This window comes from Nocardiopsis sp. NPDC055551, assembly GCF_053619415.1.
Map to the genome: position 1 here is coordinate 649,262 of NZ_JBSHJJ010000001.1, position 21,468 is coordinate 670,729.

General features: G+C 70.4%; 16 protein-coding genes. 10 read left to right on the top strand and 6 right to left on the bottom strand.

Annotated elements, in window-relative coordinates; all coding sequences use genetic code 11:
* Position 1: 1 nt before the first annotated feature.
* Both ACWGSK_RS02660 and ACWGSK_RS02665 read right to left on the bottom strand, forming a co-directional pair.
* Complete coding sequence (locus ACWGSK_RS02660; protein ID WP_452455070.1) at positions 2–1,396, bottom strand: MFS transporter; 1,395 nt, start codon at positions 1,394–1,396, stop codon at positions 2–4.
* Between the two features lie 6 nt (positions 1,397–1,402).
* Positions 1,403–2,218, bottom strand: coding sequence for a glycerophosphodiester phosphodiesterase (locus ACWGSK_RS02665; protein ID WP_358509208.1), 816 nt, complete (start codon positions 2,216–2,218; stop codon positions 1,403–1,405).
* A 154-nt stretch (positions 2,219–2,372) separates the two neighbouring features.
* Between ACWGSK_RS02665 and ACWGSK_RS02670 the strand changes: the two genes are divergently transcribed.
* The 5 genes from ACWGSK_RS02670 (at position 2,373) to ACWGSK_RS02690 (ending at position 8,556) form a co-directional block, all read left to right on the top strand.
* Positions 2,373–2,831, top strand: coding sequence for an Rv3235 family protein (locus ACWGSK_RS02670; RefSeq protein WP_358509205.1), 459 nt, complete (start codon positions 2,373–2,375; stop codon positions 2,829–2,831).
* A gap of 186 nt (positions 2,832–3,017) precedes the next feature.
* Positions 3,018–4,916, top strand: a complete 1,899-nt coding sequence (locus ACWGSK_RS02675; RefSeq protein WP_452455071.1) for an alpha/beta fold hydrolase — start codon at positions 3,018–3,020, stop codon at positions 4,914–4,916.
* A 525-nt stretch (positions 4,917–5,441) separates the two neighbouring features.
* The gene (locus tag ACWGSK_RS02680) at positions 5,442–6,446 is read left to right on the top strand and encodes a C40 family peptidase (protein WP_358509199.1); all 1,005 of its coding nucleotides are present in this window, start codon (positions 5,442–5,444) and stop codon (positions 6,444–6,446) included.
* Positions 6,447–6,526: 80 nt separating this feature from the next.
* Complete coding sequence (locus ACWGSK_RS02685; RefSeq protein ID WP_358509197.1) at positions 6,527–6,694, top strand: hypothetical protein; 168 nt, start codon at positions 6,527–6,529, stop codon at positions 6,692–6,694.
* 179 nt (positions 6,695–6,873) lie between these two features.
* Positions 6,874–8,556, top strand: coding sequence for a glycosyltransferase (locus ACWGSK_RS02690; RefSeq protein WP_358509352.1), 1,683 nt, complete (start codon positions 6,874–6,876; stop codon positions 8,554–8,556).
* 197 nt (positions 8,557–8,753) lie between these two features.
* Here ACWGSK_RS02690 and pstS read toward each other — a convergent pair whose 3' ends face one another.
* Positions 8,754–9,905 (bottom strand): phosphate ABC transporter substrate-binding protein PstS, encoded by a 1,152-nt coding sequence (pstS, locus tag ACWGSK_RS02695; RefSeq protein WP_358509194.1) that lies wholly within the window; start codon positions 9,903–9,905, stop codon positions 8,754–8,756.
* Between the two features lie 322 nt (positions 9,906–10,227).
* On the opposite strand from pstS, the gene treY reads away from it, so the two are divergent.
* Both treY and ACWGSK_RS02705 read left to right on the top strand, forming a co-directional pair.
* Positions 10,228–12,603 (top strand): malto-oligosyltrehalose synthase, encoded by a 2,376-nt coding sequence (treY, locus tag ACWGSK_RS02700; protein ID WP_452455072.1) that lies wholly within the window; start codon positions 10,228–10,230, stop codon positions 12,601–12,603.
* An 8-nt stretch (positions 12,604–12,611) separates the two neighbouring features.
* Positions 12,612–13,490: a putative RNA methyltransferase gene (locus tag ACWGSK_RS02705; RefSeq protein ID WP_452455073.1), complete on the top strand. Its 879-nt coding sequence runs from the start codon at positions 12,612–12,614 to the stop codon at positions 13,488–13,490.
* Positions 13,491–13,500: 10 nt separating this feature from the next.
* Here the strand turns inward: ACWGSK_RS02705 and ACWGSK_RS02710 are convergent, their stop codons facing one another.
* Positions 13,501–14,082, bottom strand: a complete 582-nt coding sequence (locus ACWGSK_RS02710) for an NADPH-dependent FMN reductase (RefSeq protein WP_452455074.1) — start codon at positions 14,080–14,082, stop codon at positions 13,501–13,503.
* 97 nt (positions 14,083–14,179) lie between these two features.
* Here ACWGSK_RS02710 and ACWGSK_RS02715 point away from each other — a divergent pair, with 97 nt between their 5' ends.
* Complete coding sequence (locus tag ACWGSK_RS02715) at positions 14,180–15,589, top strand: outer membrane protein assembly factor BamB family protein (RefSeq protein WP_452455075.1); 1,410 nt, start codon at positions 14,180–14,182, stop codon at positions 15,587–15,589.
* A 36-nt stretch (positions 15,590–15,625) separates the two neighbouring features.
* Here ACWGSK_RS02715 and ACWGSK_RS02720 read toward each other — a convergent pair whose 3' ends face one another.
* Positions 15,626–17,740, bottom strand: coding sequence for a hypothetical protein (locus ACWGSK_RS02720; RefSeq protein WP_452455076.1), 2,115 nt, complete (start codon positions 17,738–17,740; stop codon positions 15,626–15,628).
* A gap of 89 nt (positions 17,741–17,829) precedes the next feature.
* On the opposite strand from ACWGSK_RS02720, the gene ACWGSK_RS02725 reads away from it, so the two are divergent.
* Both ACWGSK_RS02725 and treZ read left to right on the top strand, forming a co-directional pair.
* Entirely contained in the window at positions 17,830–18,618 is a 789-nt protein-coding gene (locus ACWGSK_RS02725) for a class I SAM-dependent methyltransferase (RefSeq protein ID WP_452455077.1), read from the top strand.
* Positions 18,619–18,665: 47 nt separating this feature from the next.
* Positions 18,666–20,465 carry a malto-oligosyltrehalose trehalohydrolase gene (gene treZ / locus ACWGSK_RS02730; protein WP_452455078.1) on the top strand — a complete coding sequence of 600 codons (1,800 nt, stop codon included), beginning with the start codon at positions 18,666–18,668 and terminating at the stop codon, positions 20,463–20,465.
* Here treZ and ACWGSK_RS02735 read toward each other — a convergent pair.
* Positions 20,427–21,344, bottom strand: coding sequence for an alpha/beta hydrolase (locus ACWGSK_RS02735; protein ID WP_452455079.1), 918 nt, complete (start codon positions 21,342–21,344; stop codon positions 20,427–20,429). The two genes, treZ and ACWGSK_RS02735, sit on opposite strands and share 39 nt — an antisense overlap.
* Positions 21,345–21,468: the final 124 nt, after the last annotated feature.

The following is a 21,468-nucleotide window of genomic DNA, read 5'->3' on the forward strand; positions in this document are numbered from 1 at the left end:
CTCAGAGCCTGGCGGGCACGGTGTTGCCCACGGCCAGGATGCCCTCGCGCATACGTACGCGCCACAGCAGGAATCCGCCGAGCACGAAGAAGGCCAGCAGTGACAGGATCGCCACCCGGTAGCCGCCGGTCATGGCGACCGCGATGGTGACCACCAGCGAACCCAGGAACGTGGAGCCCTTGTCGGAGATCTGGAAGAGGCTGAAGTACTCCGCCTCTCGACCCTTGGGGATGAGCTGGGAGAACATCGAACGGGCCAGGGACTGGGTACAGCCCAGCACCAGGCCGATGCCCACGCCCAACGCGATGAACAGGGGCACGTTGCCCTCCGGCATCACGTAGCCCAGGCCCACCAGCAGGCCCCAGACCACCAGGCTGCCCAGCACGGTCTTCTTGGGGCCGATGTGGTCGGCGATCCGGGCGGTGGCGAACGCCCCGGCGAAGGCCACGAACTGGATGATGAGGATCGTGACGATCAGCACGTCCTGGCTCAGGCCCAGGTCCTGGGTGGCGAAGGGCGCCGCGTAGCGGATCGCGGCCTGGACGCCGTCGTTGAAGAAGATGAAGGCGAAGAGAAAAAGCACCGTATTGGGATATTTGCGCATGTCGCGCACGGTTCTCCCGAACTGGCGCAGTGACTCGCCGACCTTGGCGCGTCCGTCCCCGCGCGCGGCCAGTGCCCCGTAGCGGTTGCGCAGCGGTTTGATCGCCACCACGGTGAACCCGGCCCACCACAGGCCGACCGTGACGAAGGCGATGCGGGCCGCCATACCGATGTCGTCGGAGGTCAGCACCAGAACCAGGTGGACCGCCAGCAGCAGGGCGCCGCCCAGGTAGCCCAGGCCCCAACCGAAGGCGGAGACCCGGTCGCGTTCGTCGGCCGTGGCGATCTCCGGCAGGAACGCGTTGTAGACCACGATCGACAACCCGAACAGCAGGTTGGCGCCCAGGAACAGGACCGAGGCGAGCAGGTAGCCGTCGGTGGCGAAGTACAGCCCGGTGGTGCAGGCCGACCCGGCCACGGCCAGCCACAGCAGCCAGCTCTTCTTGTGCCTGGTGTGGTCGGCCAGGGCGCCCACCAGCGGCAACAGGATGATCTGTAGCAGGATCGCCACGGTGGTCAACGCCGGGTACAGCGCGTTGGGGTGGACGCTCAGGAAGTCCAGGCCCAGCGGGGTGAGGGCCAGGGAACCGTCCCGGCACGCCTCGGCGTTGGGGGCCCCGGCCGACGCGCAGGCCAGGTTGCTCAGGTAGGGGCCGATGAGGACGGTGACCACCGAGGTCATGAACACCGAGTTGGCCCAGTCGTACATGTACCAGCCGCGTTGTTCGCGTTTGCGCTGGGCCGGGTCGGGCGAGGGGTCCTGCCCTTGGATCCGGTCGGGGGTGGTGGACATGGGGGGCTATCCGTTCTTCGGGGTGGGGCGCGTGTCCTGGTTCCAGCGGCCCCGTCGGATGAGCAGGTCGCGCAGGGCGGAGGTGTTGTCGGTGACGATGCCGTCGACACCGGCGTCCAGGAGGCGTTCCATCACCTCGGGTTCGTTGATGGTCCACACGTGCACCTGCATGCCGATCCGGTGCGCGGTGCGGATGACGTCCCGGCTCAGCAACGGGAACCCGTTGCGCTCCAGCGGGATCTGGGCGCACACCGGGGTGCGCCCGGCGATGGGACGCAGCAGCGTCGACAGGGAGGCCACGCGAAGGCGGGCCACGTCCACGGGGCCGCAGGAGGTGGCCACGCGAGGACCGTACAGCCGGCGGGCCCGGTCCAGACGGTCCTGGTCGAAGGAGCCCACGCACACCCGGTCCCAGGCGTTGGTGCGGCGCAGCACCTCCAGCAGGGGCAGGACGGCGCCGTCCGACTTCAGGTCGATGTTGAAGCGGGCCTCGGGCCAGGTACCGAGCAGGTCCTCAAGGAGGGGCACGGGTTCCTTGCCGGCCACCCGGGCGCGGGCCACCTCGGCGTAGGGCAGGGCGGAGATGGCACCGGTGCGGTCCGTGGTGCGGTCCAGGGTGTCGTCGTGGAAGGCCGTGAGCACACCGTCTCGGGTGGCGTGCACGTCCGTCTCCAGGTACGTGTAACCGAGGTCGACGGCGTGTTGGAAGGCCACCGCCGTGTTCTCCAGTTCGGTGCGGCGCACTCCCTGGTCGTCGGTGAGCCACCCGCCTCGGTGCGCGAGGGCCACGGGGACTGGGGAGGAAAGGTAGGCGTGTGTCACGTGGCCCAGTATGACGGTTGTGGTGTTGAGGCGTTCGCGGTGGTCGGGTCGTGCCCGAGCGGGAAAAGCCGGAATGCCAGGTGGCACGGGCGCGGGTTCGGCCGCTCCTTGAAGGGGTGTAGGTAGTTCGTCCCCCCGAGGAAGGGAACTGTTCATGTCGCACACCTGTGGGACCCACCGTTGCCACCGTGCCTCCTGCGAGGGTCGGCGCTCGCCATGGGCGCCGGTGCGCACCCCCGCGCGCACCCCGCTGCGGCGCATGTCGGTGGGTCGTTGCGGCGCGCCGCTGTTGGAGGGCCACCGCACGCCGGCCGACGTGCGCCGGCTCGCCCAGCACATGGCCGAGGTGCTCGTGGGTCGCCGTGCGCCCGAGGTGCTGCGCGCGCACCTGACCGTGCCGGTGCGCGAGGAGTTGCGCCGGTTGCGGGGCAGCGTCGTCTGCGTGATGACCCCGCGTCTGACCAGGGTCTTCCATCAACCGCTGGGCGCCGGCGGGATGGAGGCCAGCGCGGTGATCGACTGTGGCGACCGCGCGCGGGTGTTCGCCTTCCGGCTGCGCAAGGAGGAGGGGCGGTGGGTCTGCACGAGGTTGGAGACCGACCGACGCCGCTGACGGTGCGGGGATGGAGCACACGCCGAATCTGTCCGGAAAGCCGGAATAGTCATGGATTTTCCATGGTGGGCGCGGATAAGGTCCCCAAGGAAACGTCCCCCGGACCGGGGGCCGGCCCGGCCGACGGGCTCCCAGTACCCAAGGGAAGGAGACGGCGGGCGGCACCCCGCGCCCGCCACTCATCGAATGAAACCCGCTGACATCGCACACCTGCACGGCATCAGCGCACCGTCCCTGGCACCCGACGGCTCCCGCGCCGTCTTCGCCCTGGTCCGTCCGGACCTGGAGGAGGACGCCTACCTCGGTTCCCTGTGGAGCGTGGCCACCGACGGTTCGGAGCGACCGCGTCGGCTCACCCGGGGGCTTCGCGACAGTGCGCCCCGTTACTCCCCGGACGGTCGTTGGATCGCCTTCCTACGCCCGGACGAGAACAAGAGGGCACAGATCCACGTCCTGCCCGCCGATGGCGGCGAGGCCTGGAAGATCACCGACCATCCGCTCGGCGCCGGTGACCTCTCCTGGAGCCCCGACTCCACCCGGCTGGCCTACACCGCCCGGATCCCCGAGGAGGGGCGCTACGTCGACGGCACCCCCGGCCAGGAGGCGCCGCGCCGGATCAGCACCCTCAAGTACCGGATCGACAACCTGGGCTTCCTCGTCGACCGGCGACAGCAGATCTTCGTCAGCGCCCCGATCGATCCCACCGGTGAGGTGGGCGAACCGGTTCAGGTGACCGACGCCGAAGCCGACCACGGACGTCCCCTCTGGACGTCCGACGGCACCGAGCTGGTCTTCGACGCGTCCCTGCACGAGAACAGGGAGTACGACCTCTACGAGGACGTGTGGGCCTGCGCACCGGAGAAGGGCGCCGAGCTCCGCCGTGTCACCCGAGGCGACCTGGGCGTGACGTCGGTGGGCCTGTCCTCGGACGGCTCCACGGTGTACTTCGTCGCCGACGAGCTCGGCGACGAAGGCACCGACTTCGTGGGCAGGGTCGGTGGTCTGTGGTCGATGCCCCTGGACGGCTCTCGCGAGCCTCGGCGCCTGACCGACACCGAAGGTCCGCGTATCAACGGCCTGGGCACCCTGGCCACGGACCGGGGCGTGCTGGTGGCAGGGGAGAACCGCGGGGCCCTCGAACTGTACCGGGTCACCCCCGAGGGGGAACGTGCCACCCTGCTGGGCGGGCGCGTGGAGGTGCAGGGCTTCGACCACGCCGGCGGGGTCACCGTCGCGGTGGCCGCGGGCGAACACGACAGCGGTGAGCTGTACGTGGTCGGGGACGGCGGGACCCGTGCCCTGACCTCGTTCTTCGAGGGTGTGGAGCCGCTGCCGGTCACCGAACTGCTCGCGCACGCCCCCGACGGTCACCCGGTGCACGGTTGGGTGTCCACGCCCCGGGGCGAGGGCACCCACCCGGTGATCCTGATGATCCACGGCGGGCCCTTCGCCCAGTACGGGTGGCAGCTCTTCGACGAGACGCAGGTGTACACCGAGGCCGGGTACGCGGTCGTCTACTGCAACCCGCGGGGTTCGTCCGGCTACGGCCAGGAGCATGGACGGGCGATCATCGGTTCGGTGGGGTCGGTCACGGCCACCGACCTGCTGGCCTTCCTGGACGCGGCGCTGGAGGACGAGCGGCTGGACGGTTCCCGGGTCGGCGTGCACGGGGGCTCGCACGGCGGGTTCATGACCACCTGGATGGCCGCGCACCACGGTGAGCGGTTCCGGGCGGCGATCAGCGAGCGCGCCGTCAACGCCATCGACAGCTTCCAGGGAGCGTCCGACATCGGGGCGTTCTTCCCCGAGCCGCTGTACGGGCCGCCGGACTCCTGGCCCAAGGAGAGCCCGCTCACCTACGCCGACCAGATCGACAAGCCGTTCCTGATCATCCACTCCGAGCAGGACTGGCGCTGCCCGCTGGAGCAGGCCCAGCGGTTGTTCGTCTCGCTCAGGAAGCGCGGGCACCAGGCGCAGATGCTGCTCTTCCCGGGGGAGGGGCACGAGCTGTCGCGTTCGGGCCTGCCCAGCCACCGGGTGGCCCGCTTCGAGGCGATTCTGGACTGGTGGGAGAACCACCTGTAGGGGTCGCTCGTGGGGGCGCCCGATCAGGGCGCCCCCAGGGTCGGGGGCCGGATACGCACGTGTGTTCGGCCCCCTTCCCCCGTTCGATGTGAGTCGCGTCACGGTCAAGCGGGGGCTTGGTCTGGTTTTGACCCCGATTCTTCGGGAACAATGAGCCCTCATCCTCGCCTGCTGGGGGATTCCCGAACAAATGACACTCACTCGCAGGTCAGCGGGGGTCCCAATGGAAGGTCACGAAAAGGTCGCGTCCACCCCGGGGGATGAATTAGTGTTCCCTCAGGTCGGTTCGCCCCGATTCGTCACCACCCGGTGACAGTGTTCCGGCCTGCCGTTGCACTCTGCTCAGCTCGCTCAACAGCCGCCCTTTTCCCAGGAGCAGAGGCCGTCACGACGCTCGGCGACCCCTCGCGGCCCATCTTCGCCGCCCGCCGGATCCCCCTTACTCGCAGCCCCACGCCGACCCTCGGCGTGCCTTCGGGCTGCCCTGTGTCGGTAAACGGGTGTGGGAGAAAGGCAGTCGGTGTCTTGACTCGCAACCCCGAACCCACCCGCCGTCTCACCACGGTCGGCTTCGTCGCGCTGGGCGCCGTGGTGCTCTCCAGCGGTGTGGCGCTGGCCGACCCCTCCGAGTCGGAGGCCCGGGAACGTTACGAAGAGCTCCAGGAAGAGTTGTCGGTCCTCAACGAGGCCTACAACACCGCCGAAGAGGACCACGCGGCCGCCGAGGAAGAGCTGGAGGAACTGCAGGAGCAGCTCGAAGAGGCGCAAGAGGCCCTCGATGACCGCTCCGAGCGCATTTCCAGCATCGTGCAGAGCTCCTACACCAACGGCTCGGGCGACAGCTTCGGCATCTTCTTCGGTGGTGACGCCGACAGCGCGCTGCAGAACATCGCCGACGTCGACTTCATCTCCACCGGCCAGCAGGAGATGCTGTCCGACTACGTGATCGACGTCGACCACTCCGAGGAGCTGTACAACGCCGCCCAGGACACGGAGGAGGAGGCCGCCGAGGCCCTCACCGCGGCCGAGGAGGCCATGTCCCAGGGCGAGAGTGCCCTGGACGAGCAGGCCGAGGTCCTGGAACAGCTGGGCGGGGTCGATCCGACCGCCTCGCAGGCCTCCACCTCCGCCGACGCCGGTTCCTCCGGTGGCACGGCCGCGGTCTCCGGCGACGTGCAGGCCGTCCTCGACTTCGCCCGCGCCCAGATCGGCAAGCCCTACGTGTGGGGCGGCACCGGACCCGACGGCTACGACTGCTCCGGGCTGACCCAGGCCGCCTGGGCGCAGGCCGGCGTGAGCCTGCCGCGCACCACCTATGACCAGGTCAACGCGGGCACCTCGGTCTCGCGCGACCAGCTCCAGCCGGGCGACCTGCTGTTCTTCTACAGCGCCTCCGCCCCGAGCCACGTGGGCATCTACTCCGGCAACGGCATGATGATCCACGGCTCCAACCCGTCCAAGCCGCTGGAGGAGATCGACCTGGCCTCCTACTGGGACAGCGTCTTCACCGGAGCCGTCCGGCCGGGCTAGACACCGGTTCCCGCGCCAGGGCACGAGCTTGATTCGGGCCTGCGCGTCCTCGCTCCGACGGGTCGCGTATTCTTCCCCGCATGGGACGACTCATCCTCCAGATCGCCGCGGGTGTGGCGGTGGTGATCGGAGTTTTCTGGATCCTGTCGGTGCTGGTGGGACTACTGGTGTGGTTGTTGATGATCGCCCTGGTCATCGGTGTGGTCTTCCTGGGCGTCAAGATGCTCCAGACCGATTCCCGCCGCTGAACCCGCCCACGCGCCCCTCCGCCGGCCCCTCTTCGGGGCCGGTGGAGGAAACGGCGAGAAACCGACACAGCGGGCGAGCGTGACGCTCACACTCGGTGAGGAATCATCGCTATAGTGACTCTGTGTCACTGAATAAGCACGTGGGGTCTCATGTCGACGGGGTATCGCACCGCGGCCGGGTGGAACGCGTCAGCGCCCGGGTCTTCCGCAACGACTGGAACGCGCTGACGCCCCCCATCACCGGCCGCTGGACACCGGAACTCACGGTGAGCGTCGTCATCCCCGCCCGCGGCGGCCAGGACCGACTCGACCTCGCCCTGGCCTCCCTGTCCGTCCAGACCTACCCGGACCACCTCCTGGAGGTCGTGGTCGTGGACGACCACTCCTCACCACCACTGCTCCTACCCGAACACCGCCCCCGCCGATGCCGGATCGTGCCCGCCCCCGGTCACGGCTGGGGCGCCGGATACGCCCGCGCCTACGGAGCCCACGCCAGCACCGGCGACATCCTCGTGTGGATGGACGCCGACATGGTCGCCACCGGCGACTTCGTCGAGGCGCAGGCCCGCTGGCTGCACACCCACGCCGAGTGCGTCACCCTGGGCCGCGTCCGCTTCAGCGACACCGAACCCGACAGTGTCGGGTCCCTCCTGGACGCCCTGCGTTCGGGCGGGCCGGAGCGGATCCTGACCGACGACCGACGCCATACGTGGGTCGAGCGACTCCTGGACCACAGCGACCGACTGCGCGAGGCCGACCACCTCGGCTTCCACGCCCACATCGGCGCCGCGGCCGCTCTGCGACGCAGCCTCTACGAGGCCGCCGGTGGTGTGGACCCCGACCTCGACCTGGGGCAGGACACCGAGTTCGGCTATCGCCTGTGGCAGGCGGGTGCGGTCATGGTGCCCGAACCCGCGGCCACCGCCTGGCACGTGGGCCCGGCCGTCACCGCCCGCACCCGTCTGCCCTCCGAGCGCTTTCGCACCGAGGTCCTGGCCGAGCTCATGCCGCACCCGCACGCCTACCGCGAACGGGTGCCCGTCGAACGGCGCCGCATCCCGCTGGTGCACGCCGTGGTCGAGGTCTCCGGCGCCTCCTACGACCTGGTGCGCGGCTGCGTGGACCGGCTGCTGGGCGGTACCGAGGCCGACCTGGTGGTCACCCTGGTCGCCGACTGGGCGGGGGTGCGTGAGACGACCCTCGAACACCAGGGTCTGGACCTGCGTCTGATCCAGGCCAACTACCTGCGCGAACCCCGCATCACCTTCGCCTCGGTCGCCCCGCGCACCGGGTTCCCCTCCCCGTTCCTGTTCCAGCTGCCGGTGGCCTGGGGGTTGGGCGAGCTGAGCCTGTCACGGTTGCTGGCCGGCGCCGAACGCTCCCGATCCGGTCTCATCGAGCTCTTCCAGGCCTCCTCGCCCACGCGGGACACGAGGGTGCGATTGTGGCGCACCCGTGCCCTGGCCCGGGCCATGCGGGTGCGGCGAGAGGACGAGGAACTGACAGACGTGGTCGCCCAACTGCACGGGCGTTACCGCATCCACGGCGGCGAGGGCACCCTGACCGATCTGACCCTGCACCGTTCGGTGCCGCCGATGCCCGTGCCGGCGTCCGAGATCCGATACGAGGAGGATCCGGGTGTTGCGGGCGGCCCGAAGGGGGAACCGGAGGAGGAACAGGACGGGCGTGGAGCGGCCGAGGACCATCACCCGAAGGAGGAGCCCCCGCACGGCATGGTGCGACGGCGCGGCCTGGGGCGAAGGATCCGGGCGCTGTGGCACCGGGCCTGCCGTGCCTGTGGTCGGGATATGCCCGAGGGCGACGAGTCCGCCGACCCGGGAGGTCCGCCCACGGCCGGGTAGATGGGGGAAGACACCCACCCGAACGGGGACGGACCCCTTCGTATACCGCCACTTCGCGCCATCGGTGACTCTGCGCGATACGGTCTGCGCACAAGGTATCGGATCGCGAACGTGAAAGGGGCGCGCCACAGTGGTGACGCGCCCGCGATTCCCACACCTGTCGAAGATCCCCGCAGTTGGCGGACGGTGCCCTCAGATCAGGAGTTGATCGCCTCGATCGAGTCCAACAGGTTCTCCCGCAGGTTGTCGTTGACCGGCGTGGAGTCGGTCTCGGCGGAGGCCGCCTCCTGACCCTCGGGGCTGACCACGTAGTTCAGGAACGCCTTGACCCGCTCGGCCTCGCCCTCGTCCGGGTAGTCCAGGCAGGCGGTCTCATAGCTGACCAGGACCAGCGGGTAGCTCCCCGGCTCGGTGGTGCCGTAGTCCAGGTCCAACGCCAGGTCGTACTCGCTGGTGTTCTCCTCGCGGCGCGGGGAGTCGGCCACGACCTGGGCGGCCGCGTCGGGGGCGATCTCCACGAACTCGTCGCCCACACCGATGTTCGCGGCGGGCAGGCCGTGCAGGTGCGACATCTCCACGTACCCGATGGCGCCCTCGGCGCGCGAGACGGTGTCGGCGATACCGCTGTTGCCCTGCGCGGACTCGCGCGGGGCCAACGGCCACTGGCCGCCGGGCTCGTGCGGCCAGGAGTCGGGAGCGGCCTCGGACAGGTACTCGGTGAAGTTCTCCGTGGTACCGGAGTCGTCGGCCCGACTCACCTGGGTGATGGCCAGGTCGGGCAGGTCCGCGTCCGGGTTGTCCTCGGCGATCTCGGGGTCGTTCCAGTGCGTGATGTCCTGGTTGAAGATCTTGGCCAGGACGTCCGGGCTCAGATTGAGCGAATCCACGCCCTCGACGTTGAACACCACCGCGATGGCCACCACGTAGGCGGGCAGGTTGATGGTGTCGGAGTCACCGCAACGCGCCAGGGCGTCGGTGTTCTCGTCGGGGTCCATGGCCGCGTCCGTCCCGGCGAAGGCCACCGCGCCGTCGATGAACTGGTTGCGCCCACCACCCGAACCGATCGAGTCGTAGTAGATGCGCGCGTCCTCGCAGGCCGACTGGAAACCCGCGATCCAGGTGGTCATCGCGTTCTCCTGGGCACTGGAACCGGCGCCGTTCAAGCTGCCGGAGAAGCACTCCAGGTCGTCGGGGACCGCCGGCCCCGCGCCCTCGACGGCGTTGTCGCCGCCGCAGGCGGTGGTCGCCAGCATCAACCCGGCCAGTGCGGCCGAGGCGGCGCCCCGGTAGACGTTGGCCCGGCGTCCGGGACGGTCCTGGGTGCGGGTGCGCTTGTTGGGCGGGAGCACGCTGCTTCTATCCCCTTCGTCGGTGGCGGTGGTCCTCGTCGTCTTCACCGTCGGCCGCCGATATCCGGCGCGTTGTCGCTGGTAATGGAACACCGCCGATGAATTCAACCATGATCGGACCGCCTTCCCCAACGCGGGTGTGTGTGGAACCGGACGCATCCGTGGCGACTCGGGGGACTATAGGTGTACAAGAGATGAACTAGGGGTTTTCGACCGGTGAAAGGTAGCGGGACGCGCCCTGGAAGCGGGTTCCGTTCGGGCCCCTCACCAGGGCCGGAACCGTGTGCATGACACGCCGACGACCGGGGCACGGAATCGGATGATGAGCGCTGACAGAACGCCCCACCGCACACCCGAGTCCACCTACCGCCTGCAGTTGGGCCCCGATCTGACCCTGGACGAGGCCACCGGAACGCTCGACCACCTGCACCGGATGGGAGTGGACGCCGTCTACCTCTCACCCGTGCTGGCCGCCACCCCCGGATCGGACCACGGGTATGACGTGGTCGACCCCACACGGGTCTCCGATGTCCTGGGCGGGCCGGCCGCGCTGCGGGCGTTCGCCGAGAGAGCCCACGCCCTGGGACTGGCGGTGGTCGTCGACATCGTCCCCAACCACATGTCGATCGCCCGACCCGACGCGAACCCGTGGTGGTGGGACGTGCTCGCCAACGGGCGCGATTCCGTCCACGCCCGATGCTTCGACATCGACTTCGACTCCGGGCCCATCCTGGTCCCGGTCCTGGGCGACGACGGTGACGACGGACGCGCCGCCTTGAGCGAACTCACCATCGCCGACGGCCACCTGGTCTATTTCGACAAACGCTTCCCCCTGGCCGAGGGCACCCACACCCCTGGCGAGGACGTGGCCGACGTCCACCCGCGTCAGCACTATCGGCTGGTGTCCTGGCGGCGCGGTGACGGCGAACTCAACTACCGGCGCTTCTTCGACGTCGACCACCTCGCCGCGGTGCGGGTGGAGGACCCCGGGGTCTTCGACGCCACCCACGCCGAGATCCTGCGCTGGGGCCGCGAAGGCCTGGTCGACGGGCTGCGCGTGGACCACGTCGACGGACTCAGCGACCCCGGCGGATACCTGCGCCGCCTGGCCGAACGCTTCGGCGGCCGGATCGTGGTGGAGAAGATCCTCGCCCCGGGGGAGAACCTTCCCGCGTCCTGGCCGGTCGCCGGAACCACCGGCTACGACGCCCTGCGCCAGGTGTGCGGGGCGTTCGTCGACCCCGGAGCCGAACCGATCCTGACCACCCTGGCACGCGACCACGGGGTGGCCACCGACGTCCCCGAGATCGACATCCAGGCCAGGGGTCACGCGGCCGGGGAACTCCTGCACACCGAGGTGCGCCGCATCGCCGCACTGATCCCGCCGGAAGGAACCGACCCTCGCCGGGCGGAGGAGGCGGTGGCCGAACTCCTGGTCTCCTTCGACGTCTACCGCTCCTACCTGCCCGAAGGCGAGGACGACTGGGCGCGCGCCGTACGCGCCGCCGCCGACCGCCGCCCCGACCTGCAACCGGTCCTGAAGGGCATCGACCGCTCGGTGCGCACCGACCCCCACGGTGAACTCGCCCGCCGCGTCCAACAGACCAGCGGCATGGTCGTGGCCATGGGCACCGAGAACACCGCCTTCTACCGAGGCACCCGGTTCGTGGCCCTCAACGAGGTCGGCGGCGACCCGGCCGCCTTCGGGACGAGCGTGGCCGACCTGCACACCGCGCAACTGCGCCGAGAGGCCACCGAACCGCACACCATGACCACCCTGTCCACCCACGACACCAAACGCTCCGAGGACGTGCGCGCCCGCTTGGCCGTGCTTTCGGAGATCCCCGGCGACTTCGCCGACGCCGTACGCCGATGGAGTCCGCGCGCGCCCCTGCCCGAACCCGCCCTGGACCTGCTGGGCTGGCAGACCCTCCTCGGCGCCTGGCCCATCGACGACGAGCGACTGACCGACTACCTGCTCAAGGCCGCCCGCGAGGCGCGGCTGGGCACCTCCTGGACCCACCAGGACCCCGAGTTCGAGGAACGGATCCGTTCCTGGCCCGACCGGCTGCGCGCCGACGCCGACCTGTACGCCCAGGTGCGCGCGTTCGCCGAGTCCATCACGGCGCCCGGATGGAGCAACTCCCTGGGCCAGAAGGCCGTCCAGCTGCTCGGTCCCGGCGTGCCCGACGTCTACCAGGGCACCGAACTGTGGGACCTGTCCCTGGTCGATCCCGACAACCGGCGCCCGGTCGACCACGAGGCGCGCGCCGAACCACTGGCCCGGATCGAGGCGGGGTGGCGTCCGCGCGTCGACGCCGACGGCGCGGCCAAACTCCACCTGGTCCGCACCTGTCTGATGGCCCGCCGCGACCTGCGACCCACCGGCTACCTGCCGTTGAGCGCGCAAGGGCCGGCCGCCGACCACGCGTTGGCCTTCGCCCGTACCACCCGCGGCTCCCACGGCCCGGCGCTGGCGGTGGTCGCCACCCGCCTACCGCTGACCCTGGCCGACGCCGGTGGTTGGGCCGACACCGTGCTGCCCTTGCCCTCGGGGCCGGGGGGCTGGGTCGACCTGCTGACCGCTCGCCCCATCGTGCCCGAGCGCGTGGACGGCCTCACCACCGCCCACCTCGCCGAGGTCCTGGACCGCTACCCGGTCGCGGTGCTGGCCAGAGGTCGAACGCCGGTAGGCTGACCGCGATCATGACGAACACCCACACCGGTCCCCGCCTGCGCATGCCGCAGCGCGTGGCGGACGCCCTGGCCTGCCCCGTCTGCGGGAGCGCACTGTCCCGGGACCCTCGCGGGCTCACCTGCGCGGCACGGCACGGCTTCAACGTCGCCCGCGAGGGTTACGCCGGGCTGCTCACCGGAGCCACCCCGCCCGGAACGGGGGACGGCAAGGAGATGGTCGCCGATCGGCTGCGCTTCCAGGCGGCCGGGCACTACGACCCCATCGGCCGGGCCTTGGCCGAGGCCGTGGCGGGCGTCGGCGCGGACCCGTTGATCGTGGACGTGGGCGGTGGCACCGGCCATTACCTGGCCCAGGTCCTGGAGGCGACGCCCGGCGCGGTGGGACTGACCACCGACGTGTCCAAGTTCGCCGCCCGCAAGGCGGCCAAGGCGCACCCCAGCGCCGGGGCGGTCACCGCCGACTCCTGGCGCGCCCTGCCCCTGGCCGACGGGGTCGCCGACGTCCTGCTCAACGTGTTCGCCCCCCGCAACGCCGCCGAGTTCCACCGCGTCCTGGCGCCCACCGGGACGCTGCTGGTGGTCACCCCCGAACCCGACCACCTCACCGAGCTACGTTCCGCCCTGGGGTTGTTGGACGTGGACCCCCGCAAGGAAGAGCGCCTGGCCCAGAGCCTGCACACCCACTTCACACCGGTCCAGGCGCGACCGGTCCGTTTCGAGATGGACCTTCCGCACCCGGACGCGCTCACCGTCGTGGGGATGGGCCCCAGCGCCCGCCACATCACCCCCGAGGAGCTGGCCGAACGCGTGGCCGTCCTGCCCGACCCCGTGCGCGTCACCGCCTCGATTCGCCTGGGAACCTACCGCCCCCTGCCCCAGGGCGCCTGAGCGGGAACGGTCAGAGGAGCCTGCCCAGGGGCAGACCCGCTCGCCTGCCCTCGGCGTAGGACAGCGCGTCCTCCAGTTCGGCCACGGCCAACCGCATCCGCTCCACCACCGCCGGGTCGTCGTACTCACCTCGTTCGTCCACGCGTGACCCGGCCCGGGAGACGACCACGCAGTCGACCAGCACCGCGCCCAACAGGGTCAACGTCGGCATCAAGGGCGCGTGGGCCCGCATGCCGCCGGCCTGCCCGGGGGAGGCGCTCACCAGCAGGGTCGGCTTGCCCACCAGTCCGCCCGAACCCACCAACCAGTCGATGGCGTTCTTGGTGACCCCGGCGGGACCATGCGCGTACTCGGGCGTGGCGATCACCAGCCCTTGGGCGCGCGCGGCCAGGTCCCGCAGCTCACGCACCGAATCCGGCCAGGATCCCTCGTCGTTCTCGACGTCAGGGTTGAACAACGGCAGCCGACCGGCCAGATCCTCGCCGACCACGGTGACGGCCGTACCCACCCGTGGCACCAGTCTCAACAGGGCCGCGTTGAGCGAACCCCGCCGAAGACTCCCGCAGATCCCCAACACCAGACGTTCTTCCATCACCCCACGGTCTCATGGCGCCCCGGTCCGAACACCCCGGTTTCCGGGGTCCGGGCCGTCAGGGCGGCGCGCGAACACCCTCGGTAGGCTGCCCGTCATGCGCCGCTCCTCCATCCTCCTCCTTCTCGCCGTATTGTCGTCCGGTTGCGCGGTGGCCCCCGACATCACGGCGGACGCCGATACCCCCACGCGTCCGTTGGAGGAGTACCTCGCCGATTTCGAGGACCCCGACTCGGAGATCTCCGAGATCGGCCCGGACGAAGAACTCCTGTGCCGGGGGGAGCGCTCAGAGGAATGCGCAGAGGACGGCGCACTGCGTTGGTCGTTGCCGTTGGAGGGCACGTACCTGCTGCGGTCCGCCTCGTACGAGCCGTTGGCCCTGCGGCACGTGGACACGGGTGCGCACGGTCTGCTCGCGGATCCCTGGTCGGATCTCGGCCTGTTCACCGCCATCGAGATCGAGGGTCGGGACACCGTGGTGTACGCGGAGAACGCGCGGATCCGGGCGTTGGACGCCGCCACCGGCGAACTACGGTGGCGGGTCGACCTGGGGGAGGCCCTGGACGACGGATCCTTCCTGCACTCGGGATCGGGCGGTCTCCACCAGGAAGGGGACGACCTCCACGTCATCTTCGACCGGGGGCTGGTGGTGCTGGCCCTCGACGACGGGGAGGTGGACACGGTGGTCGAGACTTCGCACTCACTGGGCACCCTTTCCTCGGTGGCGGACGGCCACGCCCTCTTCCGACAGGGCCGGGAGGACCCCCTGTTCACCGCGATCGACCTGGAAGAGGCCGAGGTCGTCTGGAACGGGCGTGTGCGCGACGACGTCGCCGAGGAGGCCCCCGAATACGTGGGCGCCTACGGGACCCACGCCTACTTCACCTGGAACACCGAATACGACCCCGCACTTCTCCACCTGTCCCGGTGGGAGGGCTGGTTCGCCCGTGTCGATGTGCGCACCGGAGAGCTGGAGCATCTGATCGTGGACGACTTCGAAGGGGTACGGAGCTTCTCGAAGCTGTCCGGGATCCACCCGGACGGCTACGTCGTTCTCCACGCGGTGGAGGACGACGTGCAGTACGCCTACGACTTCGTGACCGAGGAACTCCTCTGGGAGGCCGAAGGGACGCGAGGCGACCTGACTCCGGTGAACACACCGTCGGGGCCCGCCTTCGAACATCGGGGTGGAGAGATCCTGGACGCGGTCACCGGCGAGTCGCTCCCAGAGGACACCGAGGTCCAGGCACTGTCGCCGGCGACACCGCGCCACGTGTCCCTCACCGACCACGACCGTGAACGTGACCGCCTTGTCTCCTGGGTGGAACTCAGGGACGGCCAGCCTGGGCCGGTGGGGCTGGGCACCTACGGGTTGCTGAGCACCGACGAGATCGTTGTGGCGTTGGCCTGCGCCCCCGACGGCATCGGGGAGATCGGCGCGGAGAGCCCTTTCGAGGGCGTTCCGTGTGAAAAGCCCCGTCTGTACGCCCTCAACCAGGTCGCCTGACGCCCCCTCAGGGGCGGACCGACCGCGCCCCGACCCTCAACTCCGGCCGGCGGGCGTCAACATCGAACACGCGGTGTCCCCGCAACGCACCAGTTCCGCGGTGTGCGGGTCCTCCTCCTCTCCCACACGCAGCCACGCCATGACCGGCCGGCCTCCCTCGTCCACCCGCAGTGACACCCACCCGGGGGACACCGGGTAGGACCCCACCGTCACCGACTCGGTCTCCGCGCAGGAGGTGTCGGCGCAGCTCACGTATTCGACCGTGCGTGAGGTCAGGTCGTGTCCGAGCAGCCGGGGCAGGCCCTGTGGGTCGAGATCCAGAGCCGGGGCCGGTCTGTTCCATCCGGGACCGAACACCTCCACGGACTCGAACCGCTCGCAGTGCTCGTCGGCGCAGTCCAGGAAGTGGACGGCACCATCCAGGGTGGCCCGGTAAGCGATGGCGGGCGTCCCATCGGGACGCACCCGCACCTCCGCTCCGGCGTGACTCCGATGGTTCAGGTCCCAGGCCCGGGTGACGTCGGACGCGGGGACCAGGACGGTCTCCGTCACGTCGGCGCAATCCACCCCGGCGCACGAGTACAAGGTGAGGGCTCCAGAACCCGGATCGTGCACGGTGACCCGCGCGTCGCCGTTCGGGGCGACCGCGACGTCGACGAGGCCGTCGTGCGCGGTGCGAGGTCGGGCGAAGCCGATCCAGGGGGCTCCGGCGGCCCTGGTCAGCTCGGTGGAGGTGTACTCGCCGCAGTCGGTGTCCTGACAAACGAACAGCGTCAGCATGGTCTCGCCCAGACCGACGGAGGGGACGGCGCTGACCACGTGGGCGCGCCCGCCGCCTTCTTCGAGCCACACTCGGGATCGACTCTGCCAGTCCAGGGTGGTCCGGTCGCGGCCGGGGACGTCCTCGTACGCTCCCCATTCCCCGTCGACCTCACCCTCGGGGACCAGGAACACGTGGTCGTCCCGGCAACGGTCCTTCCCACCACAGCCGGCCTCTTCCCAGATGACGGAACCGGGGGGCGCGTCATCGGGGTAGGGGAATCTGACCGAGCGCAGACCGTCTTCGGTGGCCATGGCCAGACTGTCGGCTCTCCCCGCACCCGGGATCGCACATCCCTCGGGGAGGTCGCACAGGGCAGGCTCCGAGCCCAGGACGACAGAGGAGCGGTCCGGGACGAGAAACAGTGAAGGCTCACCCTGGTCCTCGTCCATGGGCGAGGACCACCGGTCGTAGGCGGGTATCTCCCAGGGCCCATCGGTCAAGACCAGATCGAACAGGGGAGCGGGCACCCACAGGCCGACCAGGAGCACCCCCGACAGGGCCACCGGCGCCCAGCGGTGACCCGACCCGGTGAGGTCGTCCTCCACCGGAGGGCTGTCCTCGCCTTGCTCGAAACGATGTGCCTGCCGGTGGTACAGCGAGGCCAGGGTGAGCGCCCTGGCCGAGACCGTCAGACCGATCATCGCCAGGGTCCAGACGAGTACCGCTCCAGCGGGCCCGCTCACCTGGTGGAAGCCGAACACGACCACCGCGAAGGTGAGGGGGAGGGGGATCAGGCACACGACCCACCCACGCCGTAGGGGATGCCGGCGCAGGATCTGTAGGACCTCCCGCCATGAGCCTGGGCCGAGCGCGACCCCGGCGAGGGGGAACCACAGGGGTGGCAGGGTGATGAACAGCAGGGACCACAGAGCCACGGTCCATCCCGGATGTACCTGTTGGTCGAGGATCAGGTACAGACCCGACGGGAGTGCGAACGCCGCCATCGTGGCGGGCGACGTCGTGGCCGCCTCACGCAGGGCGGTGCGCAGTGGTCGGTTCCGGCCGTCGTGGACCAGGGCGAGGAAACGTACCGCCACCGTCCAGGAGCAGGCCATCAGAACGAACGCCAGGGCCGCCGTGATCCACAACGCCCACGGGGGAAGGGTTTCCTGCAAGGGCGCGTACAGGTGTGGTTCACCGTTGATCAGCACCCCGTGGTGGGACAGGAACCAGGGCGCCGCCACGGCCAGGAGCACGGCCACGACTATTTGGGGCAGCGCGAAGACGGCGAACACCGGGCAGACCAGACCCAACGGCAGTCGATCCAGGAACTCCTCCGGCGGCGGTTGAAGCGGAGGGTGTGCGGGGGCGTGGTCACTCGCGGTCATATCGTAGGACCCTAGCGAGCTCCCCTCGACCGGCCGATCCGGGCCCTGACAGACTCGGGTCGAACCACCACCGGCCGAGGAGGACCCGCTTGCCCAGAGAACACGAGGAGACCGTCGCCGCGCAGCTGAGACCGGAGGCCTTCGACGCCCAGTTCCGCGCCCAGCACGGCAGCCCCTTGCTCGCCGAACTGTGGGCTCGGGCCTGGGGCGATCAGTACCCGGCCGAGGTACGCCCCGACAGCGGATGCCCCTGGCGTCTTCTCGGGCTCATGGTCGCCGACCTGCGCCCGACCCCTGGAGCCACCGTCGTCGACCTGGGCTGCGGTCCGGGCGGGCCCGGCCTGTGGCTGGCCCGCGCCACCGGAACCCGGTTGATCGGGGTGGACTGGTCGGCCGTCGCGGTGGAGATCGCCACCGAACGCGCCACCCACTGGCTGCCCGCCGAACGGGTGGAGTTCCGCACCGGCTCGTTCACCGACACCGGGCTCGCCGACGGTGTCGCCGATGCGGTGATCAGCGTCGACGCGCTGGCCCTGGCCACGGACCCTCATGAAGCCCTCGCAGAGGTGCGCAGAGTGCTGCGCCCCGGCGGCGCCCTGCTCTTCACCGGTGTCGAACCCCGCACATCGGACGAGGCGGCCACGGCCTGGGCGGAGCCGCTGCGCACCGCCGGATTCCACCCCGGACCGCGCACCGAACTGCCCGGCGAAGGCGCCGCGTGGGGCCGTCTCTACAGCTCGATCCGCGAACACGAGGCGCCACTGCGCGAGCAGATGGGGGACCGGGCCACCGAGATCCTGCTCGCCGAGGCCGACATGATCGAGCCCCACATCGAACAGCTGTCCTGGGGCGTGGTCCGCGCGCAGGCCGTCGGGTAGTGCGGGGGGCGGTTCGACCTTCCCCACCCCGGGGTAGGTCACCGTGCGTGAACGAACCGAACCACCCCGCCACCCCCGGACGCGGCGTCCACGGCGACTTTTCGGTCTGGGTCCCCGAAGCCCACCGGGTGCGCGTGCGCGTCGACGGCAGCGACCACCCCATGGACCGCGACGACCACGGCTGGTGGCACGTCACGGTCCATGGGGCCGGACCCGGATCCGACTACGCCTACCTGGTGGACGAGGACGACCAGGCCCTGCCGGACCCGCGCTCGCTGTGGCAACCCGAGGGCGTCCACGCCCCCGGCCGCGTCTACGACCACGACGCCTACGCGTGGGCCGACGGGGACTGGACCGGACGCCCCCTCTCCGGGGCCGTGATCTACGAACTCCACGTGGGCACCTTCACCCCCGAAGGCACCCTCACGAGTGCCGTGGACCGCCTCCACCATCTGGTCGAACTCGGCGTCACCCACGTCGAACTCATGCCGCTCAACGCCTTCGACGGCACCCACGGTTGGGGCTACGACGGGGTCCTGTGGTCCGCGGTCCACCAGCCCTACGGCGGACCCGACGCCCTCAAGGGGTTCGTCGACGCCTGCCACCGGCGTGGGCTCGCCGTGCTGCTCGACGTGGTCTACAACCACCTGGGCCCCTCCGGCGCCTACCTGCCGCGTTTGGGCCCCTACTTCCTCGGTGAGAACGCCTGGGGCCCCTCCCTCAACCTGGACGGCCCCCACTCCGACCCCGTCCGCGACCTGGTCGTCCAGGGCGCCTTGGACTGGCTGCGCCACTACCACCTGGACGGGCTGCGCCTGGACGCCGTGCACGCGATGAGGGACGACCGCGCCGTACCGATCCTGGTCGAACTCTCCGACGCCGTCGACGCCCTGGCCACCGGGCTCGGCCGCCCCCTGTCCCTGATCGCGGAGTCCGACCGCAACGACCCGCGCACCGTCCTGCCCCGTGAGGCCGGCGGATCGGGCATGAGCGCCCAATGGTCCGACGACCTGCACCACGCCCTGCACGTGGCGCTCACGGGGGAGACCCACGGCTACTACGCCGACTTCGCCGGTCCCCAGGTGCTCGCCGACGTGCTGCGGCACGTGTTCCGGCACGACGGAGGGCCCTCTTCGTTCCGAGGGCGAAGCCACGGCGCACCTGTCGATACCCACCGGCTCCCCGGCAGCCGGTTCCTGGGCTACCTGTCCACCCACGACCAGATCGGCAACCGCGCCCGCGGCGACCGCAAGGGCGAACACCTCTCACCCGGTCTGCTCACCTGCGGCGCCGCGCTGGTGCTGTGCTCGCCCTACACCCCGATGATCTTCATGGGCGAGGAGTGGGGCGCCACCACCCCCTGGCCGTTCTTCGCGTCCTTCACCGACCCGGCCCTGATCGAGGGGGTGCGCGCCGGGCGCCGCCGCGAGTTCGCCGCCCTGGGGTGGGCCGAGGAGGACATCCCCGACCCCATGGACCCGGCCACCCGCGAGGGCGCCGTCCTGGACTGGTCCGAGCCCGAGCGCGAACCCGGGGCGGTGGTCCTGGAGACCTACCGGGCGCTCATCGCCCTGCGCCGCGCCGAACCCGAGATGGCCGACCCGCGCCTGGACCGCTTCGAGGTCACCGCGGGCGAGGACGGCCGGGTGCTCGTGCTGCACCGTGGTCGCCTGCGGCTGGTGTGCAACCTGTCCGCCGATGAGGCCGCGGTCGAGTTGGACGCCACCCCCGGGGAACCGTTGCTCGCCACCGGACACCCCAGGGTCGAGGGCACCAGGGTCGAGGTGCCGGGCGAGTCCTTCGCCGTCCTACGTGTTCGACCCGCCGGTTCGGGCCGTTTCCGGTAGGAAGGCCCGCACCCACTCGGTCAGGTGCTCCAGCACCATCTGCCCGGTGGGGTCCTCGGCCCGGTCGATGACGGCGGCCTGGAAGGCGTGCGACATGGCCTCGTACACCCGCAGGGTCACCGGGCTTCCGGCCTCGTCGGCGGCCTTCGCGAACCGCAGGGTGTCGTCCAACAGGGTCTCGTCCTCGCCCACGGCCAACAGCAGGGGCGGCAGCCCGGTGAGATCGCCGAACAGCGGGGACTGCGGGGCCTGGTCGGGGCGCGCGCCGTCCAGGTACCCGCCGATCAGGGTGGTGAGCATCTCGCGGTCCACACCCGGATCGTGCGTGGTGTTGGTGTCCACCGATGGGCTGGACAGGGTCAGGTCGGTGGGCGGGGAGTAGGAGATGACCGATGCGGGCAGAGTCACGCCCACGGCCTTGAGTTCGAGCAGCATCGACAGGGCCAGGGTGCCCCCGGACGACTCGCTGAGCACCACCACCCGTTCCGCGGGCACCCCCTGGTCCAATAGGAAGCGGTAGGCGGCGACCGCGTCCCGCAGGGGCGCGGGGAAGGTGTGCTCGGGCGCCAGACGGTAGTGCGCCACGAACACCGGCAGGCCGGTGGCCCGGGAGACGTGAGAGGCGAACAGGTTCATCAGGTCCGGCATGCGGTGGTGGAATCCACCGCCGTGCAGGTACAGGATCACCCCGTCCCGGGCGGGTGCTTCGGTCGTGCTGATCCACGTGCCCTCGCACGCTCCCTCCCCTGCCGGGACCGACTCGGCCACCACGTCCTTGGGAAGGTCGAAGGTGCGTTCGTGCAGGGTGGACAGCCTGCGCATGAGGCCGGCGCGGGCGGTGTCGAGGTCGATGGTGGCGGGTACGCGTGTTGGATCCATGACGCCGGTCTATCAGAGCGAAGATACGCCGGACAACGGGTTTTCGCTCCGGCGTCACCCGCTTCCCCGCCCGTGGTCTTCGCCGCCGTCACCGACGTGGCCCGACCGATCGCTGTGAGGGGGA

Bases quoted from the DNA above. Each gene is read 5' to 3' on its own strand.
- ACWGSK_RS02735 (WP_452455079.1), bottom strand. From the start codon at position 21,344: ATGGATCCAACACGCGTACCCGCCACCATCGACCTCGACACCGCCCGC.
- ACWGSK_RS02660 (WP_452455070.1), bottom strand. From the start codon at position 1,396: ATGTCCACCACCCCCGACCGGATCCAAGGGCAGGACCCCTCGCCCGAC.
- ACWGSK_RS02685 (WP_358509197.1), top strand. From the start codon at position 6,527: ATGGGACGACTCATCCTCCAGATCGCCGCGGGTGTGGCGGTGGTGATC.
- ACWGSK_RS02670 (WP_358509205.1), top strand. From the start codon at position 2,373: ATGTCGCACACCTGTGGGACCCACCGTTGCCACCGTGCCTCCTGCGAG.
- ACWGSK_RS02705 (WP_452455073.1), top strand. From the start codon at position 12,612: ATGACGAACACCCACACCGGTCCCCGCCTGCGCATGCCGCAGCGCGTG.
- ACWGSK_RS02710 (WP_452455074.1), bottom strand. From the start codon at position 14,082: ATGGAAGAACGTCTGGTGTTGGGGATCTGCGGGAGTCTTCGGCGGGGT.
- ACWGSK_RS02715 (WP_452455075.1), top strand. From the start codon at position 14,180: ATGCGCCGCTCCTCCATCCTCCTCCTTCTCGCCGTATTGTCGTCCGGT.
- treY (WP_452455072.1), top strand. From the start codon at position 10,228: ATGAGCGCTGACAGAACGCCCCACCGCACACCCGAGTCCACCTACCGC.
- ACWGSK_RS02675 (WP_452455071.1), top strand. From the start codon at position 3,018: ATGAAACCCGCTGACATCGCACACCTGCACGGCATCAGCGCACCGTCC.
- ACWGSK_RS02720 (WP_452455076.1), bottom strand. From the start codon at position 17,740: ATGACCGCGAGTGACCACGCCCCCGCACACCCTCCGCTTCAACCGCCG.